Source organism: Duganella sp. BJB476 (assembly GCF_003416895.1).
Lineage (GTDB): Bacteria > Pseudomonadota > Gammaproteobacteria > Burkholderiales > Burkholderiaceae_D > Rugamonas.
On sequence record NZ_QVIO01000001.1, the window covers coordinates 19,046 to 35,398 of the forward strand.

Here is a 16,353-nt window from a genome sequence, read left to right on the forward strand (position 1 = left end):
AGTATCTCGATCTGGTCGGGCTGTTCAAGCGCATGCACGGCATGTGAGCACCGCTTCAGGGCGGCTTGAGCGGCAGCACCAGCTGGCGCGCGAGCAGATGGCGGTTCATCAATAGCTGGAAGCGGGCGGCGCCGAGGTGGATCAGGCGTTGGTCGGTATATTCCTGGTGCCTCAGGAAATAGTCCGATTCCAGCACCGTCAGGCCGATGAGTGTTTCGTTGCCGAACTCGTCAACGGCGAGCGCGCCGACGATGACCAGAAAGGCCCGGCCACGGGATGATAGATTGAGCATGCTGCTCTCCAAATGTTTTTAACCAAAAGAAGAGTGTACGTGGCAACGGTTGGTTTTCGGTTCGGACTTGGCTTGCAAGCTTGTAGGAGCAACGCTCCCCTAGGACCCTGCCGCGACATGCTGTTGTATGCTTTCGATAACTTTGTCGGTGCGCATCTGGCGCAGCACGGCGGCCAGTTGCGGCACCAGCGCTTCGTGCTTCTTGTGCAGGTAGTGATAGACCGGGAAGGCGGCCAGCGGCGGCGTCATCACCACCACTTCGTCCAGCTTCAGTTGCTTGATCACCGCCATGCCGGACAGGCGGTTGCCGACCACCACGTCGGTGCGTCCCACCATCATTTTCTGGAAGGCCTGGGTCATGGTCGGCACCGCCTCGGTCTTCATGCCGATGGTGTTTTCCTGCACGATCTTGATGCCGCGCACGTGGCCGATGGTGTAGGGCTTGAGGCTGTCCCAGCCGTGGAGGACGAAGCTGGTGCCGTGCGTGAAGACCACGATTTCGTAGGTCAGCAGCGCTACCGGCACGATGACCAGGTTGCCGTAGGTGCGGTCCATGCCGAGCTTGCGATACAGCTCGCCGTCCATGCGGCCTTCGTTGGCGTAGATCAGGGTGCGCTCGCCGGGCAGGCGGTGCACCTCGAGCTGGTAGCCGAGCCGGCTGTAGGCTTCGCGCAGCACCAGTTCGGCGATGTCCGTGGCCGGATCGTCGCCGACCAGGGTGGAGACGTTGATCACCGGCTTGGCAGGCGCGGCCATGGCGGGCAGCCAGGGCAGCCAGGGCAGCAATGCCAGCCGTATCAGGGAGCGGCGCTTCATTTTGCGGGTGCTTTCTGCGTGGATCGTCATGAAGCCAAGTCATCAGCATATACGCTGTCGAGTCGCTACGCCAATAGTATCGTGTCGCTGCGAGTTTTGCATAAAAGCAACACCATGGCCGCCCACCATCGACAGGCTAGCGTGCTCAAGCGTAGGATCGAAGTGCTGCAACCATGGTTCATCCCGTCACCCACCATAAGGAATACCCATGAAACGTTATGCCATTGCTGCGCTCAGTTTGTTGTCGGTCACGCTGCCGGCGCTTGCCGCCGACAAGATGGCGACGCTCGATCCCAAGGTTCCCTGCGTGATCGAGTATCCCAAGGCCTCGCTGATGAACGAAGAGAAGGGCACGGTAGTGCTGAGCCTGAAGCTGTCGGCCGACGGCAAGGTGCAGGAGTCGAAGGTCAGCAAGTCGAGCGGCTTCAAGAACCTCGACAAGGCGGCTTCGACCAGTATCACCAAGTGCAAATTCCTGTCGCCGGGCGGGGATCAATGGCAAACCCTCGAGTACGTGTGGAAGCTGGAATAAGCCGGCGCTAGGGACACATCGGGCTGCCCGCCTGCAAGCCCAGCGACTCGGCCTTGACGATCGTGGTCGCGCTGGGCAGCGTGGCGGGCAGGCTGAACAAGGGCATGATGGCCTGGTAGCTCACCGGGTCGCAGTTGTTGCCGTTCGGCGCGCACAGCCGCACGCGCACGAAGCGGATGCAGCTGGCGCCGTTCGGATCGGCGATGCAATTGAGGCGCGCGCGCGCCACGCAGGCCGGCAGGTTGCCGCTGGGGATGGGCGTGAGCGTCAGGCCGCCGTTGGCGCCGCGCGCCAGCGACAGGTAGTCGATGCGCAGGTGGCTGTCGGTGACGGGCTGGCCCAGTGGCAGCATGCCGGGGCCGTCGCGCAGCAGCGCCGTCTGGCGCACCCGGTCCATCACGGTCGGGCTGCTGAAGTCGCTCACGGCGGCCAGCGCGGCGGCGCGTCGCGTCACTTCCTGCAAGGTATTCAACAAGTACATCGCGCGGGCCACTTCCATGGTGGCGAACAGCAGCGTAAAAAACAGCAGCGACAGCAGGCTGAATTCGATGGTGATCGCGCCGCGCCGCGGCGCGCGCGGGCGCTTAGTTGCCGACATAGCGCATGCTCGCGACGGCGGTCAGCGGCAGGCCGCCGGAACCCAGCAGGTTGTAGGAGAAGTCGGGCAGCACATCGTCCTCCAGCAGGGTAACGACTTGCACGCTGACCGTGGTGGGCACGAGGAAGCCGGTGCACTGGCCGCCGTCGCAATTGACGCTGACGACCGGCGCGTAAGTGCCGGCGCTGCTGCCGTCGAGCTCGGCGGCGGCGATGGCGCGGGCGGCGGCCACCACGTCGGCCGCGCGCGCCGGCGATTTGAAATCCAGCGCGGCGCAGGACGACAGGTAGCGCGCGGCGTCGTGGGCGGCCTTGTGCGAGAGCTGGTAGTGGTACAGCGCGCGCCCGAGGAACAGCGGCAGCGCCAGCAGCACCAGGAACAGCGGCAGCATCAGCGCCATTTCGACGGCGACGACGCCGCGCTGGTGCTGGGCCGGCCGGCTCATGGCAGCAACTCGACGGCGCCGCCCAGCGCCTGGTCCGGCACCGCACCGGCGAATTCGGCGACCAGGCTGGTGGCGGTGGCGGGCACCGTCATGAAGAACCTGCCCACTGCCAGCACGGTGGCGCCGACGGTGCCGCCGGCCGCCACCGGGCAGGCCAGCAGCGCCACATTGAGCACGCGGCGCTGGCGCAGGCCGGGCAGGTTGGCGCTGGACGGCGCCTGGAAGTTGGCGCCGACCAGCGCCAGATAAGGCGTGGTGGCCGGGTAGCCGCTGGCGGCCGGCACGCCGGGCGCATACAGCGATGCCCAGTTGCTGGCGGCGAAGGTGGCGTAGCCGGCGGCGGGTTCGGCGGCGCCGGGCACGTAGGCGGCATAGGGCACCGCCTTGGCGTAGGACCACAGCGGGCCGTAGTCGGCGTTCAGCGTGCCGGCCGGCGAGGGCAGCGGATCGGCCACGGTCCACAGTTTGCCGCTGGCGGCGTCGGCGAACTTCTTGGCGCCTTGGCCGTTGCGCGCCGTGCTCATCCACGGGATCGTCGTGTAGACATAGGCCTTGATGTTGGCGTCGGGCGGCGCGCCGTTGGGCGAGCAGGCGCCGCCGGCGTACTGGTCGAAGCGCGAGTTGAGCTGCGGGTACTGGGTGGCCAGCGGAAAGTTGTGGCTGACGGTGATGGCGCCGCCCTGCAGGCGCGGGATCTGCAGCGTGCCGGCGCACACATAGGGGGTGAGCACGCTGTCGGTGGTGTTGGCGGCGCTGCCGGCGGTGCCGGGCGGCGACAGCGGGTCGATGGCGTAGTGGGCCGGCGCCAGGCCGTTCGGGTTGAGCTGCATCAGGTCGTAGCCGACGCCGCGCCGGAAGCCGTACTCCACCAGCTCGGTCAGCGCCGGCGGGCCTGGATTGAGGCGGGCGGCGGCCGGCGTGTTGGACAGCGCGCACACCGCCAGCGGCGTGGCGGCGATGGTCAGGCGGCCGGCCACCGCGTGGGCCGAGGTGCTCACCGTGGCCAGTGTGTTCGACAGCAGGCGCATGAACACCGTTGTCAGCTGGCCGTGGGCCGGATCGAGCAGGCCGGTGTCGGCGCGCGCGTACAGCAAGCCGTCCGGCGCGGCCTGGGCGGCGGCGGCGTTTTGCCAGGGGCCGGCCGCGTCCGGCGTGGCGCTGAAGCGGAGGGCGGCGCTGGACCAGTTGACCGGCAGCTTGTGGAACTGGTAGCGGACGTCGCCGGCGGCGTCGGCCGCCTTGGTCAGCGCGCTGGCGACGCCGGCGGCGGTGCCGTTCAGTTCGCGCGCGGCGGCCAGCACGGTGGCGTCGGCCAGCAGTTGCAGCTCGGCCTTGCGGCTGTACAGCTGGCCCAGGTCGAGCGCCATGCCGACCAGCACCAACATGCCGACTACGGCCACGCCGAACATCAAGGCCAGGGCGCCGCGCTGCCGGCGCGGCCGGCGGCTGTGGGTTTCCATGCGCGGCCTCCTGAGTGTCGATACCGCTACAGTCTATCCACTAGGAAATATTGGCGTTTGATCGGCGACAAGCGCGATGCTCCTGACAGAAACTGTCACAGCCTGCCGTTAACATTCTGTTCATGCGGCGCCGGGACAGCGCGCCGCGCTAACCCACCAGGAGAACTTCCATGATCAGCCCTAACTATGTCCTGTTGTACGTCGACGATCCGGTCGCCAGCGCCGCCTATTACGCCGACCTGCTGGGCCAGCAGCCGGTGGACGCTTCGCCGACCTTCGCCTTGTTCATGCTGGAGTCCGGTCTGAGGCTGGGCCTGTGGTCGCGTCATACGGCGGAGCCGAAGGCGCTGGCGTCCGGCGGCGGCAGCGAGCTGTGCGTCAGCGTGGCCGACCGCACCGTGGTCAACGACATGCACGCCGACTGGTCGGCGCGCGGCGTGACCATCGCCCAGCGCCCGGTGGCGCTGGACTTCGGCTACACCTTCGTCGCCGTCGACCGCGACGGCCACCGCCTGCGCGTGTTTGTGCGCGAAGGCGAGTAAGCGCGGCGGCAGCCGGCCCGGCGCCGGCTGCCGCAATTGTCGGTTGACACTCAAAATCAATGGGTGATATATTCGTCCGCATGAATTGGTAACGTTTCCAAAGCTTGTTGCATGAACCGTGTCTCTTCGGTCGCGAAGTTGCCGGCGCCCAGGGTGGCGCCGGTTTTTTTGCCCGGAACGGCGGCAACGGCTAAGATCGCATACCAGAACAGCACTGCGCCGGGGCACATCGGCGGACAAGGAGACAGGATGACCAAGCACCGTAGGGGCGGCACCGCCGCGTCACTGCTGGCCGCGCTGGCGGTGGCCGGCGCCAGCCACGCGGCCGCGCCGGCCGCCGCGCCGCGCGCCGAAGTGATGCACTGGTGGACTTCCAGCAGCGAGTCGGCCGCCGTGCGCAAGTTCGCCGAAGCCTACCGCGCCGCCGGCGGCGTCTGGGTCGACACCGCCGTGGCCGGCGCCGACCAGGCCAAGGCGGTGGCGATCAACCGCATCGTCGGCGGCAATCCGCCCACCGCCGCCCAGTTCAACACCACCAAGCAGTTCCGCGACCTGATCGACCAGGGCTCGCTCAACAACGTCGACGACATCGCCGCGCGCGATCACTGGGATCAATTGATGCCGGCGCCGATGCTGGACGTGATCCGCGTCAAGGGCCATTACTACGCGCTGCCGGTCGACATCCACATGTCGACCTGGATCTGGTATTCGAAGGCGGCGTTCAAGAAGGCCGGCATCGCCGCCGAGCCGGCCACGCCGGAGCAGCTGTTCGCCGCGCTCGACAAGCTGAAGGCGGCCGGCGTGGTCGGCCTGGCGCACGGCGGCCAGCCGTGGCAGGAAAACATCCTGTTCCAGGCCATGCTGGCCAATGTCGGCGGCAAGCAGCTGTACCTGCAGGTGCTGCGTGACCGCGATCCCAAGGCGCTCAACTCGGAAGCGTTCAAGCAGGTGCTGGTGGCCTTCAAGCGGCTGCAAGGCTACGTCGACGCCGGCTCGCCCAACCGCAACTGGAACGACGCCACCGCCATGCTGATCAGCGGCAAGGCCGGGGTGCAGATCATGGGTGACTGGGCCAAGGGCGAGTTCGCGGCCGCCAAACAGACCGCCGGCAAGGATTACGGCTGCATCGCCGGCCTGGGACCTGCCGTGCCCTACCTGATCCAGGGCGACGCCTTCGTGTTCCCGAAGACCGCCAACGCCGACGCCGTCAAGGCGCAGAAGCTGCTGGCCACCACCATGCTGGCGCCGGCCGCGCAGCTGGAGTTCAGCAAGCTCAAAGGCTCGCTGCCGGTGCGCAGCGATATCGACGTGTCGTCGATGGACGCCTGCGCCCAGGCCGGCATGGCGATCATGAAGGACAAGGCGCGCCCGCTGGGCATGATCGAGGTCTACCTGACGCCGGACCAGAACGGCGCCCTGCAGGACGTGCTGACGGCGTTCTGGAACACCCGCATGCCGGTGGAGAAGGCGCAGAAGAGCATCGCCGCCGCGCTGCGCGATTAGCCGGATAAGGACCAATGCAATACCGGGCGCAGGCGGCCCGGCAAGCCGATGCCGGCGCGCTTGTCACCGCCGGGCGCGATGGGGTATGCTTGCCGCCGACTGAACGGATAAGGGAAGCTGTGGCAACCATCAAAGACGTAGCCCGCCTGGCGGGAGTAGGGCTGGGCACAGCGTCGCGCGTGATCAGCGGCAAGGGTTCGGTGTCGCAGGCGACGCTGGAAAAGGTGCGCAAGGCGATCGAGGAGCTGGAGTTCCGGCCGTCGCACGCGGCGCGCTCGCTGTTGTCGGGCAGTTCGCAGATGATAGGGGTGTACATCCCCTACCTGAGCGGGACGTTTTACACGCCGATCCTGCAGTCGATCTACACGGCGCTGCGGGCCAGCGGCTTGAACATGGTGGTGGCCTTCGGCGTCGGCGAGGGCGACGCGCGGCAGCAGGCGATCGAGGGCGTCAACTTCCTGATCGAACGCGGCAGCGACGGCTTGATCGTGATGAGCAATTCGCTGGAGGACGAGGACTTTGTGGCGCTGGGGCCGTTCCAGTCGCGGGTGGCGGTGATCAACCACGCCTTCGCCAGCATCGCCGAGCAGTGCTTCACCGTCGACCACGAGGCCGGCGGCCGGCTGGCGGCGCGCACCTTGCTGGAGCTGGGCCATCGCCGGATCGCGGTGATCGCGGGCCGCGCCAGCGCGCCGGACAACCAGCAGCGCATCGCCGGTTTCATGGCGGAGCTGGCGGCGGCGGGCATAGACCCGGCGTCGGTGTGGATGGAGGACGGGCAGTTTTCGCCGGAGGGCGGCTGGGCCTGCACCGAGCAGCTGATGGCGTCGGGCTATGAATTTACGGCGGTGTTTTGCGCCAACGATGAAATGGCGGTGGGGGCCTTGTCCTGCTTCCAGCAGGCGGGGGTAGCGGTGCCGGAGCAGGTTTCGGTGCTGGGATACGACGACACGCACAGCGCGGAATTCACCGCGCCGCGCCTGAGCAGCGTGCATATCCCGTGGAGCGAGATGACCTTGAACGGCCTGAACTTCCTGCTCAACCGCTGCTACGAATTGAAGCGGCCGGTCGAGCGCGAATACAGCGTGCACGTGACGCAGCGCGCGTCGCTGGCGCCGGTAGCTAAAAAGCCGTAAAGAATGAGGGTGTGCGCCGGTCGCACGCTCTTTTTTTGTAGTATATTGGAAACGATTCCACACACGGAGGCGCTGGATGGTCACAACACGATTGCTGAACGCCGCCTGGCTGGCGACCGCCTTGCTGGCCGGCGCAGCCCCAGCGCAGGCCGCGCTACCTATGCTGCACACGGAAGGCACGCGCTGGCTGGCGGCCGACGGCAGCGCGCCGGCGCTGCGCGGCGTCAACCTGGGCAACTACCTGATCCAGGAATTCTGGATGATGGGCCAGGGCAGCGCCGGCATCGGCGACCAGTGCAAGCTGGAGGCGGTGCTGGATAAACGTTTCGGCTACGCCGAGCGCGAACGCCTGTATGCGCTGTACCGCGACAACTGGATCACCGCGCGCGACTGGGACATGCTGCCCAAGCTGAAACTGAACCTGGTGCGCCTGCCCTTCATCTACAGCGTGCTGGAAGATGAAAAAAATCCGCGCCAGCTGCGCGCCGACGCCTGGCATTACCTGGACCAGGCTATTGATGAAGCCGAGAAGCGCGGCATCTACGTGATCCTCGACCTGCACGGCGCGGTCGGCTCGCAGGGCTGGGAGCACCACAGCGGCTGCGCCGGCAAGAACCAGTACTGGGACACGCCGGAGTACCAGGCCCGCACCATCTGGCTGTGGCAGCAGATCGCCGCGCGCTACAAGGACCGTGGCGCGGTGGCCGGCTACAGCATCCTCAACGAACCGTGGGGCACGACGCCGGAAAACCTGGCCGCCGTCATGGGCACGCTGTATCGGGAGATCCGCAAGGTCGATCCCAACCACGTCATCATCCTGCCGGGTCACAGCAAGGGCATAGACGCTTACGGCAAACCGTCCGAGCATGGACAGGTCAACGTGGCGTTCGAGATGCATCCCTATCCCGGCCACTTCGGCTGGGGCAAGCCGGGTGTCGCGGTGCACCGCGACTGGCTGCAATGCGGTCATGGCGCCGATGCCGGCAAGACCGGCGTCTGCGCGTGGAAGGCGCAGCAGCAAAAGCTGGACACCGCCTACTTCATCGGCGAGTTCCAGCCGTGGGCCTTCATGGGGCCGGAGCTGGGCGGCCAGGTCACGCGCGCCAGCTACGACACCTACGTCGCCAACGGCTGGGCCTCGACCGCCTGGGCCTACAAGCTGCTGTCCAACCAGGGCGGGCAGGGCAAGGGCACCTGGGGCATGGTGACCAACGCGCCCGGCGCCCGCATCCCCAAGCTGGACTTCAACAAGGCCTCGCTGGCGGAGATCGAAAACCTGTTTCGCCTGTTCGGCAGCGTGCCTTACGAACCGCAGCAAACCGTCATCAAATGGATGAACGCCACCGTACCGCCTACTCCTTTCGCACAATAAAACTAAAACCATGACCATGATTCTTACCGACCTGCCTACGGCGATCCAGCGTTCCGACTTTGCCAGCGACTTCCTGTGGGGCGTGTCGACATCTGCCTATCAGATCGAGGGCGCGGCCGCCGAGGACGGGCGCGTGCCGTCGATCTGGGACACCTTCAGTGCCACGCCGGGCAAGGTGCGCGACGGCTCCACCGGCGCCGTCGCCTGCGACCACTACCACCGCTGGGAGGAAGACCTGGACCTGGCCCAGTCCATGGGCCTGAACTCCTACCGCTTCTCGATCGCCTGGCCGCGCATCTTCAACGGCGTCGACGCCGAACCGAACGCCAAGGGACTGGCGTTCTATTCGAAGCTGGTGGACGGCATGCTGGCGCGCGGCCTGCAACCTTGGTGCACGCTGTATCACTGGGACTTGCCGCAGTACCTGGAAGACCAGGGCGGCTGGGCCAACCGCGCTACCGTCGACGCCTTCCTGCACTACGCCGATGTGATCAGCAAGCACCTGGGCGACCGCGTTAAGCACTGGATCACGCACAACGAGCCGTGGTGCACGGCCATGCACGGCAACTGGGACGGCATGCACGCGCCGGGCAACAAGAGCCTGCCGCTGGCGCTGCAGGTGTGCCACAACGTGCTGGTGTCGCACGGCCTGGCGGTGCCGCTGATACGCGCCAACGTGCCGGGTGCGAAGGTCGGCATCGCGCTGAGCCTGCACCCGGTCAAGGCGGCCAGCGACAGCGCCGCTGATCAAGAGGCCGTGCTGCGGCACGACGTGCTGCGCAACCGCTGGTTCCTCGATTCGCTGTATGGCCGCGGCTATCCCGAGCTGGCGCTGCAACTGGTGGGCCGGGACGCGCCGCAGGTGCTGCCGGGCGATATGGAAGCCATCGCCGCGACTATGGACTTCCTCGGCGTGAACTACTACTTCCCCGAGGTGGTGAAGGATGCGCCGGAGCAGTATCCGCTGCGGACCTCCATCATCTATCCGCAGGATCGCCAGCGCACCGACTTCGGTTGGGAAGTCTCCCCGCAAGGCCTGGTCGAACTGCTGGAGCGCGTGGCGCGCGATTATCCGACCGGCGATTTGTACGTGACCGAAAACGGTTCGTCCTACGACGATCACCTGGGCGCGGACGGCGCCGTCAACGACACCGCGCGGCGCGATTACCTGATCCGCCACCTGGCCGCCGTGCGCGACGCCATCGCCGCCGGCGGCAACATCAAGGGCTATTTCGCCTGGAGCCTGCTGGACAACTTCGAATGGGCGGAAGGCTATCTGCGCCGCTTCGGCCTGACCTACATTGACTACCCGACGCAGCGCCGCATCCTCAAGCAAAGCGGCCAGTGGTACAGCGGCTTTTTGCGCGACGCATAAAACACCATCAACAACGGAGACAAGTACACGAATGAAGACCAATAACTACATCTTGCGCCGCGCCGTGCTGGCCGCCACGCTGGCGCTGGGCGGCGCCATTGCAACCGCCGCCGCGCCGGCCGCCAAGCCGCTGGCCGACTGGCCGCACATCACCAGCGCCGTCAAGCAGGACAAGGCGATGGAAGCGCGCATCGCGCAGATCGTCGCCGGCATGACGCTGGCGCAGAAGATCGGCCAGATGACGCAGCCGGAAATCAAATTCAGCACGCCGGACGACATCCGCAAGTACTACATCGGCTCGGTGCTCAACGGTGGCGGCAGCTGGCCAAACGGGAACAAGCACGCCAGCGCCGCCGACTGGGTCAAGCTGGCCGACGCCTACTACGACGCCTCGATGGCCACCGACATGAAGGTGAAGATCCCCGTCATCTGGGGCATCGACGCCATGCACGGCAACAGCAATATGTACGGCGCCACGCTGTTCCCGCACAACATAGGCCTGGGCGCCGCGCGCGACGCCAAGCTGATCGGCCAGATGGCCAAATCGGTCGCCAAGGCGGTGCGCGCCACCGGCATCGACTGGGTGTTCGCGCCGACGCTGGCCGTGGTGCGCGACGACCGCTGGGGACGCACCTACGAATCCTTCTCCGAAGATCCGGCCATCGTCAAGGACTACGCCGGCGCCTACGTCAAGGGCCTGCAGGGCGATCTGAAATCGGACAACACGGTGGTCGCCACCGCCAAGCACTTCATCGGCGACGGCGGCACGGCCGAAGGCAAGGACCGTGGCGAGAACCAGTCGACGATGGCGGAGATGATCAACATTCACGCCCAGGGCTACTACCCGGCGCTGCAGGCGGGCGTGCAGACGGTGATGGCGTCCTTCAACAGCTGGAACGACGTCAAGGGCGGCACCGACCACGGCAAGATGCACGGCAGTAAAGAGCTGCTGACCGACGCGCTGAAAACCAAGATGGGGTTCGACGGCCTGGTGGTCAGCGACTGGAACGCCATCGCCGAAGTGCCGGGCTGCGCCAACGACAGCTGCGCCGCCTCGATCAACGCCGGCGTCGACATGGTGATGGTGCCAGAACATTGGAAGGCCTTCATCGCCAACACCATCGCGCAGGTGGAGAAGGGCGAGATCCCGATGTCGCGCATCGACGACGCCGTCACCCGCATCCTGCGCGTGAAGCTGCGCGCCGGTCTGTTCGACGGCAAGAAGCCGTCGCAGAACATCTACGCCGGCAAGCAGGAGCTGCTGCAGGAGCGCGCGCTGGCGCGCCAGGCGGTGCGCGAATCGCTGGTGCTGTTGAAGAACAACGGCGGCGTGCTGCCGCTGGCGCGCGGCAAGAAGATCCTGGTGGTCGGCAAGAGCGCCGACAGCATGGCCAACCAGTCGGGCGGCTGGTCGCTGACCTGGCAGGGCACCGACAACAAGAATAGCGACTACCCGGTCAGCGACACCATCCTGGCCGGCATCCAGGACGCCGCCGGCAAGGACAACGTCACCTTCAGCGAAAACGCCGCCGGCGTCGACGTCAGCAAGTTCGACGCCGTCATCGCCGTCATCGGCGAGACGCCGTATGCGGAAGGCGACGGCGATATCGGCCCATCGGGCACGCTGCGCCTGTCCGGCCGCCACCCCGAAGACCTGGCGGTATTGCAGGCGGTGGCGGGCAAGGGCAAGCCGGTGGTGACGGTGCTGGTGACCGGCCGTCCGCTGTTCGTCAACGATCTGCTCAACCTGTCGGACAGCTTCGTCTCGGCCTGGCTGCCGGGCACCGAAGGCAAGGGTGTGTCCGATGTGCTGTTCCGCAAAGCCGACGGCAAGGTCAATGTGGACTTCCACGGCAAGCTGTCGTTCTCGTGGCCGAAGTCGGCCTGCCAGTCGCCGCTGAACGTCGGCGACGCGGCCTACGATCCGCTGTTCAAGTACGGCTACGGTTTGACCTACGCGAGCAAGGGCGCCTTGCCGCTGCTGGACGCCAGCTATCCGGCCGGCGGCTGCGGCAAGACCAGCGCGGTGCCGGTCTACGCGCCGGCCGACCGTTCGACCTACGCGCTGTACGTCAGCAGCGGCGGCCAGCGCGTGGCCTTGGGCGCGGACCTGAACGCCGTCTTCAAGCTGCCGACCGTCACCGTCGAAACCGCGCAGATCAACACCCAGCAGGACGCCAAGCGCCTCACCTGGACCGGCGCGGCCAAGCTGGAAGCGCAAGCTGCCAAGGCCCATAAGTTGCCGGCCTTCGCTTCGACCGACGGCGCGCTGCAATTTGATGCTATCGTGTCGGCTGCGCCGCAGGGCAAGGTCAGCGTCGGCATCGAAACGGTGGAGCTGGACGCCAGCGCCGTGTTCCAGCGTTTGGCGGGCAAGGGCAAGCAGACGGTTAAAATCCCGTTGGCCTGCTTCAGCGCCAAGGGACTGTCGCTGGCGGCACTGAGCACGCCGTTCAGCGTGGCCGCCGATGCGCCGTTCGCCGCGACCTTCGCCAACATCCAGATCGTTGGCGGCGCCGCCAAAGACAAGGATGCGCTGGCGTGCGGCGACTTTAAATAACAATCAGGAGACTTTCAAAGCATGGAACAATACTCCCCAGCCGTCCCGATGTCGGGCGGCCAGACGCAGACCGGCGGCAATACCGGTCCGCTGGTCATCGTCACCATCCTGTTCTTCATGTGGGGTCTGCTGACCTCCCTGAACGACGTGCTGATCCCGCACCTGAAGGCGGTCTACACGCTGACCTATGTGCAGGCGATGCTGGTGCAGTTCTGCTTCTTCGGCGCCTACTTCATCGTCTCGCTGCCGGCCGGTATGCTGATCAAGAAGATCGGTTACCAGAACGGCGCCGTTGCGGGCCTGACCATCGCGGCCGCCGGTTGCGCCTTGTTCTACCCGGCGGCGACCAGCGGCTACACGCTGTTCCTGATCGCCTTCTTCGTGCTGGCGGGCGGCATCACCATCCTGCAGGTGGCGGCCAATCCTTACGTGACGGTGCTGGGCGATCCGCAGACGGCATCGAGCCGCCTGACGCTGACCCAGGCCTTCAACTCGCTGGGCACCACCGTGGCGCCTACGCTGGGCGGCATGTTGATCCTGGCCGGCGGCGTGATGAGCTCCGCCGACATGGCCAAGCTGACCACCGAGCAGCTGGCAGCCTACCATACGACCCAGGCGGCCAGCGTGCAAGGCCCTTACCTGGTGCTGGCGGCGGCCTTGCTGGCGCTGGCGGTGCTGTTCGCACTGGCGCGCCTGCCTAAGATCGTCGACGCCGAACAGGTTGGCGGCGAGAGCGCCGGCTGGTCGGCGGTGCTGCAACACCGTCACCTGGTGCTGGGCGCGGTGGCGATCTTCCTGTACGTGGGCGGCGAAGTCAGTATCGGCAGCTTCATGATCAACTTCATCGGCGATGCGAAAGTGGCCGGGCTGTCGGCTGCCGACGCGGCGCCGTTCGTCAGCTACTACTGGGGCGGAGCGATGGTGGGCCGCTTCATCGGCTTCGCCGTGATGCGCTACGTCAGCCCGGGCAAGGCGCTGGCCTTCAACTCGGCGGCGGTGATCGCGCTGGTGCTGATCGCGATCTTCAGCGGCGGCAAGCTGGCGATGTGGGCGATGCTGTCCGTTGGCCTGTTCAACTCCATCATGTTCCCGACCATTTTCTCGATGGCGCTGAACAAACTCGGTCCACTGACAGGCCAGGGTTCGGGCGTGCTGTGCATGGCCATCGTCGGCGGCGCGCTGGTGCCGTTCGCACAAGGCCTGTTGGCCGACACCATCAGCCTGCAGATGTCCTTCCTGGTCCCTGCGGCCTGCTACACCTTCATCCTGTACTTCGGCCTGAAATACGCCGGCATGTATTCAGCGGAAAAGTAAAACTGCCGGGGGGGCTCTTGCGGAACGTCGTCAGACGTTCCCGCCCCCCTGGATATTGAACAACGTGTCTTCGCCATCATTGTTCACGGTGACCCAATAGATCACGTCAAGACCGTTTGGCACCCGTATTCTTTTTTCTTTGGTGAAATTTGAAACTTCGAGGCTGCCGGGTCCGATGGGATTTGCCATGATCCACTGGGCGCCAAAATCCTCGCTGTTCCCCAATGTAAGCCAGACGCGAACGGGCTCCGAACCGATGCTGAAGGGGCCATCGCTTGGTTGTACGTTATTGAATGCCATAAGAAAAGTCCTTTCCAAAATGACGACAAACACGAACCTACTTTTTGGTCCGTGGTGAGTGTTCAAGAACGTCGGAACCAAGTGGAAGTCGATGATCAAGCATCGCGCGGAGGCGCTGCTCGGGATTGAGCGCCTTCAGTTGTTCGGGAATTTCGACAACCTCGACTCTCTGACCGGGGAGCGCGCCCAAACCGCATGACGATCCGCCGGATGCGGAAACGCCGGGTGCGGATGCTTCCGGCGCAACTTCAGGTGCCGCATGCGCTGCGGCGACTACTTGCCCCTGCTCATTTACTACGACTATCATTTTCATAGATGTCTCCTTGAGTAGTCTCTAAGAGTCTAGTACGACGCGACACACCACCTTTGACTTTGCACAAATCGCCCGGTACGCAGAGCGGGCGGATATATTTTTGGATTTTTGATCTGGCGCATGGATATGGTGCTTTTGCGTAACGTGCGGCATTTTTGACAAGACAACCCGCACTATCATGGCAACTTGTTTTCACGAAAAGGGCACTGTCATGAGCAATACCATCAAAGCATATCTGGTCGGCGGCGGCATCGGTTCGCTGTCCGCAGCCGCCTTCATGATCCGCGACGGCGGCGTTGAAGGCCGCAACATCACCATCTTCGAAGCGATGCCGCTGGCCGGCGGCAGCCTCGATGGCGGCGGCAACGCGGACACCGGCTACACGCTGCGCGGCGGCCGCATGCTCACCACCGACAACTACGAATGCACCTGGGAGCTGTTCAAGAGCATCCCCTCGCTGGAACACGAAGGCCAGAGCGTCTACGACGAAACCGTCGCCTTCAACGCCATGCACAAATCGCACTCGCAGGCCCGCCTGGTCGACCGCAACCGCTTCCGCGTGGATGTAACCTCGATGGGCTTCAGCATGCAGGACCGCACCGAGCTGCTGGCGCTGGCCGAAGCCGACGAAGAAAAACTGGGCAATAGCGCCATCACCGACTGGCTGTCGCCGGAATTCTTCGACACCAAATTCTGGTATATGTGGGCCACCACCTTCGCCTTCCAGCCGTGGCACAGCGCGGTGGAGTTCAAGCGCTACCTGCATCGTTTCATGATGGAGTTCTCGCGCATCGAAACGCTGGCCGGCGTCAAGCGCACCGTCTACAACCAGTACGATTCGCTGGTGCGGCCTTTGCAGCACTGGCTGCAACAGCAGGGCGTGCAGATCGTCCGCAACTGCAAGGTCGACGATATCGAGCTGCTGGAGGAGGGCGGCACGCTGACTGCGACGGCATTGAAATGCACCCGCAACGGCGAGGCCATGACCATCGCCGTCGCTCCGCATGACCTGGTGTTCTTCCAGAACGGTTCGATGACCGACGCTTCCAGCTTTGGCAGCATGCGCAACGCGCCGCCCAAGCTGGACAAGCGCGACAGCCAGGGCTGGGCCTTGTGGGAGAAACTGGCGGTGGACCGTCCGCAGTTCGGCAATCCGGCCGCCTTCAACACCAGCATTCCGGAATCGTGGTGGGAGTCGTTCACGGTCACGCTGAAAGACCCGGCCTTCTTCGACAAGATGGAACAGTTCAGCGGCAACGTGGCCGGTACCGGCGGACTGGTGACGTTCAAGGATTCGAACTGGCTGATGTCGATCGTGCTGGCCCACCAGCCGCACTTCGCCGGCCAGCCGGAAGGCGTGCAGGTGTTCTGGGGCTATGCGCTGCACCCTGACCGCATCGGCAATTTCGTCGCCAAGCCGATGGCCGATTGCCGCGGCGAAGAGATCCTGCGCGAACTGTGCGGCCACCTGAATTTCGACATGGAGATCATGGCCAAGGCGAACTGCATCCCATGCCGCATGCCCTACATCACCAGCATGTTCATGCCGCGCTTTAAGAGCGACCGTCCGCTGCCGGTGCCGGCCAACTCGCGCAACCTGGCCTTCGTCAGCCAGTTCGTCGAGGTGCCGGAAGACGTGGTGTTCACCGTCGAATACTCGGTGCGGGCGGCGCAGATGGCGGTCTACCAGCTGCTCGACATTAAACGCGAAGTGCCGCCCGTCAGCCATCACGACCAGTCGCTGAAAGTGAAACTGGACGCGCTCGTGAAAGCTTTTAAATAGACGGCTATACTC

Annotated in this window: 17 protein-coding genes; 9 read left to right on the forward strand and 8 right to left on the reverse strand. The window is 65.2% G+C overall.

Annotation, left to right across the window (positions count from 1 at the left end; all coding sequences use genetic code 11):
* Window positions 1–55 precede the first annotated feature (55 nt).
* Window positions 56–292: a hypothetical protein gene (locus D0T21_RS00070; RefSeq protein ID WP_116987853.1), complete on the reverse strand. Its 237-nt coding sequence runs from the start codon at window positions 290–292 to the stop codon at window positions 56–58.
* Window positions 293–391: 99 nt separating this feature from the next.
* Window positions 392–1,138 carry an ABC transporter substrate-binding protein gene (locus D0T21_RS00075; protein WP_229211274.1) on the reverse strand — a complete coding sequence of 249 codons (747 nt, stop codon included), beginning with the start codon at window positions 1,136–1,138 and terminating at the stop codon, window positions 392–394.
* A 178-nt stretch (window positions 1,139–1,316) separates the two neighbouring features.
* Between D0T21_RS00075 and D0T21_RS00080 the strand changes: the two genes are divergently transcribed.
* Window positions 1,317–1,640, forward strand: a complete 324-nt coding sequence (locus D0T21_RS00080) for an energy transducer TonB (protein WP_116987854.1) — start codon at window positions 1,317–1,319, stop codon at window positions 1,638–1,640.
* A 7-nt stretch (window positions 1,641–1,647) separates the two neighbouring features.
* Here the strand turns inward: D0T21_RS00080 and D0T21_RS00085 are convergent, their stop codons facing one another.
* The 3 genes from D0T21_RS00085 to D0T21_RS00095 are packed head-to-tail and all read right to left on the reverse strand — an operon-like array spanning window position 1,648 to window position 4,143.
* Entirely contained in the window at window positions 1,648–2,238 is a 591-nt protein-coding gene (locus D0T21_RS00085; RefSeq protein ID WP_116987855.1) for a TadE/TadG family type IV pilus assembly protein, read from the reverse strand.
* Window positions 2,225–2,683 carry a TadE/TadG family type IV pilus assembly protein gene (locus D0T21_RS00090; RefSeq protein ID WP_116987856.1) on the reverse strand — a complete coding sequence of 153 codons (459 nt, stop codon included), beginning with the start codon at window positions 2,681–2,683 and terminating at the stop codon, window positions 2,225–2,227. The genes D0T21_RS00085 and D0T21_RS00090 overlap by 14 nt, the downstream gene beginning before the upstream one ends.
* Window positions 2,680–4,143 carry a pilus assembly protein TadG-related protein gene (locus D0T21_RS00095; protein ID WP_116987857.1) on the reverse strand — a complete coding sequence of 488 codons (1,464 nt, stop codon included), beginning with the start codon at window positions 4,141–4,143 and terminating at the stop codon, window positions 2,680–2,682. The genes D0T21_RS00090 and D0T21_RS00095 overlap by 4 nt, the downstream gene beginning before the upstream one ends.
* 170 nt (window positions 4,144–4,313) lie before the next feature.
* On the opposite strand from D0T21_RS00095, the gene D0T21_RS00100 reads away from it, so the two are divergent.
* On the forward strand, window positions 4,314–4,685 hold the full coding sequence (locus D0T21_RS00100) for a VOC family protein (RefSeq protein WP_116987858.1): 372 nt from the start codon (window positions 4,314–4,316) through the stop codon (window positions 4,683–4,685).
* A gap of 56 nt (window positions 4,686–4,741) precedes the next feature.
* On the opposite strand, the gene D0T21_RS31535 is transcribed toward D0T21_RS00100, so the two are convergent.
* A complete protein-coding gene (locus tag D0T21_RS31535) occupies window positions 4,742–4,942 on the reverse strand; it encodes a hypothetical protein (RefSeq protein WP_147328010.1) in 201 nt (66 codons plus the stop codon).
* Between D0T21_RS31535 and D0T21_RS00105 the strand changes: the two genes are divergently transcribed.
* The 6 genes from D0T21_RS00105 (at window position 4,935) to D0T21_RS00130 (ending at window position 13,945) form a co-directional block, all read left to right on the forward strand.
* Window positions 4,935–6,188 (forward strand): ABC transporter substrate-binding protein, encoded by a 1,254-nt coding sequence (locus D0T21_RS00105; protein WP_116987859.1) that lies wholly within the window; start codon window positions 4,935–4,937, stop codon window positions 6,186–6,188. The two genes, D0T21_RS31535 and D0T21_RS00105, sit on opposite strands and share 8 nt — an antisense overlap.
* 119 nt (window positions 6,189–6,307) lie before the next feature.
* Window positions 6,308–7,324: a LacI family DNA-binding transcriptional regulator gene (locus D0T21_RS00110; RefSeq protein ID WP_116987860.1), complete on the forward strand. Its 1,017-nt coding sequence runs from the start codon at window positions 6,308–6,310 to the stop codon at window positions 7,322–7,324.
* 76 nt (window positions 7,325–7,400) lie between these two features.
* Window positions 7,401–8,696 carry a glycoside hydrolase family 5 protein gene (locus D0T21_RS00115; protein WP_116987861.1) on the forward strand — a complete coding sequence of 432 codons (1,296 nt, stop codon included), beginning with the start codon at window positions 7,401–7,403 and terminating at the stop codon, window positions 8,694–8,696.
* 10 nt (window positions 8,697–8,706) lie between these two features.
* The gene (locus D0T21_RS00120; RefSeq protein ID WP_116987862.1) at window positions 8,707–10,071 is read left to right on the forward strand and encodes a GH1 family beta-glucosidase; all 1,365 of its coding nucleotides are present in this window, start codon (window positions 8,707–8,709) and stop codon (window positions 10,069–10,071) included.
* A 31-nt stretch (window positions 10,072–10,102) separates the two neighbouring features.
* A complete protein-coding gene (locus D0T21_RS00125; RefSeq protein WP_116987863.1) occupies window positions 10,103–12,631 on the forward strand; it encodes a glycoside hydrolase family 3 protein in 2,529 nt (842 codons plus the stop codon).
* A gap of 21 nt (window positions 12,632–12,652) precedes the next feature.
* A complete protein-coding gene (locus D0T21_RS00130) occupies window positions 12,653–13,945 on the forward strand; it encodes a sugar MFS transporter (protein WP_116987864.1) in 1,293 nt (430 codons plus the stop codon).
* Window positions 13,946–13,975: 30 nt separating this feature from the next.
* On the opposite strand, the gene D0T21_RS00135 is transcribed toward D0T21_RS00130, so the two are convergent.
* Together D0T21_RS00135 and D0T21_RS31540 are read right to left on the reverse strand one after the other, a co-directional pair.
* Entirely contained in the window at window positions 13,976–14,245 is a 270-nt protein-coding gene (locus tag D0T21_RS00135; RefSeq protein ID WP_116994246.1) for a hypothetical protein, read from the reverse strand.
* 37 nt (window positions 14,246–14,282) lie between these two features.
* Window positions 14,283–14,558 carry a hypothetical protein gene (locus tag D0T21_RS31540; protein ID WP_147328011.1) on the reverse strand — a complete coding sequence of 92 codons (276 nt, stop codon included), beginning with the start codon at window positions 14,556–14,558 and terminating at the stop codon, window positions 14,283–14,285.
* Between the two features lie 211 nt (window positions 14,559–14,769).
* On the opposite strand from D0T21_RS31540, the gene D0T21_RS00140 reads away from it, so the two are divergent.
* The gene (locus tag D0T21_RS00140; RefSeq protein ID WP_116987866.1) at window positions 14,770–16,341 is read left to right on the forward strand and encodes an oleate hydratase; all 1,572 of its coding nucleotides are present in this window, start codon (window positions 14,770–14,772) and stop codon (window positions 16,339–16,341) included.
* Window positions 16,342–16,353: the final 12 nt, after the last annotated feature.

Excerpts from the sequence above, each read along its gene's own strand:
- D0T21_RS00085 (WP_116987855.1), bottom strand. The coding sequence starts at position 2,238 with ATGTCGGCAACTAAGCGCCCGCGCGCGCCGCGGCGCGGCGCGATCACC.
- D0T21_RS00140 (WP_116987866.1), top strand. The coding sequence starts at position 14,770 with ATGAGCAATACCATCAAAGCATATCTGGTCGGCGGCGGCATCGGTTCG.
- D0T21_RS00075 (WP_229211274.1), bottom strand. The coding sequence starts at position 1,138 with ATGACGATCCACGCAGAAAGCACCCGCAAAATGAAGCGCCGCTCCCTG.
- D0T21_RS00125 (WP_116987863.1), top strand. The coding sequence starts at position 10,103 with ATGAAGACCAATAACTACATCTTGCGCCGCGCCGTGCTGGCCGCCACG.
- D0T21_RS00080 (WP_116987854.1), top strand. The coding sequence starts at position 1,317 with ATGAAACGTTATGCCATTGCTGCGCTCAGTTTGTTGTCGGTCACGCTG.
- D0T21_RS00070 (WP_116987853.1), bottom strand. The coding sequence starts at position 292 with ATGCTCAATCTATCATCCCGTGGCCGGGCCTTTCTGGTCATCGTCGGC.
- D0T21_RS00095 (WP_116987857.1), bottom strand. The coding sequence starts at position 4,143 with ATGGAAACCCACAGCCGCCGGCCGCGCCGGCAGCGCGGCGCCCTGGCC.
- D0T21_RS00090 (WP_116987856.1), bottom strand. The coding sequence starts at position 2,683 with ATGAGCCGGCCGGCCCAGCACCAGCGCGGCGTCGTCGCCGTCGAAATG.
- D0T21_RS00100 (WP_116987858.1), top strand. The coding sequence starts at position 4,314 with ATGATCAGCCCTAACTATGTCCTGTTGTACGTCGACGATCCGGTCGCC.
- D0T21_RS00105 (WP_116987859.1), top strand. The coding sequence starts at position 4,935 with ATGACCAAGCACCGTAGGGGCGGCACCGCCGCGTCACTGCTGGCCGCG.
- D0T21_RS31540 (WP_147328011.1), bottom strand. The coding sequence starts at position 14,558 with ATGAAAATGATAGTCGTAGTAAATGAGCAGGGGCAAGTAGTCGCCGCA.
- D0T21_RS00135 (WP_116994246.1), bottom strand. The coding sequence starts at position 14,245 with ATGGCATTCAATAACGTACAACCAAGCGATGGCCCCTTCAGCATCGGT.
- D0T21_RS00120 (WP_116987862.1), top strand. The coding sequence starts at position 8,707 with ATGACCATGATTCTTACCGACCTGCCTACGGCGATCCAGCGTTCCGAC.
- D0T21_RS00115 (WP_116987861.1), top strand. The coding sequence starts at position 7,401 with ATGGTCACAACACGATTGCTGAACGCCGCCTGGCTGGCGACCGCCTTG.
- D0T21_RS00130 (WP_116987864.1), top strand. The coding sequence starts at position 12,653 with ATGGAACAATACTCCCCAGCCGTCCCGATGTCGGGCGGCCAGACGCAG.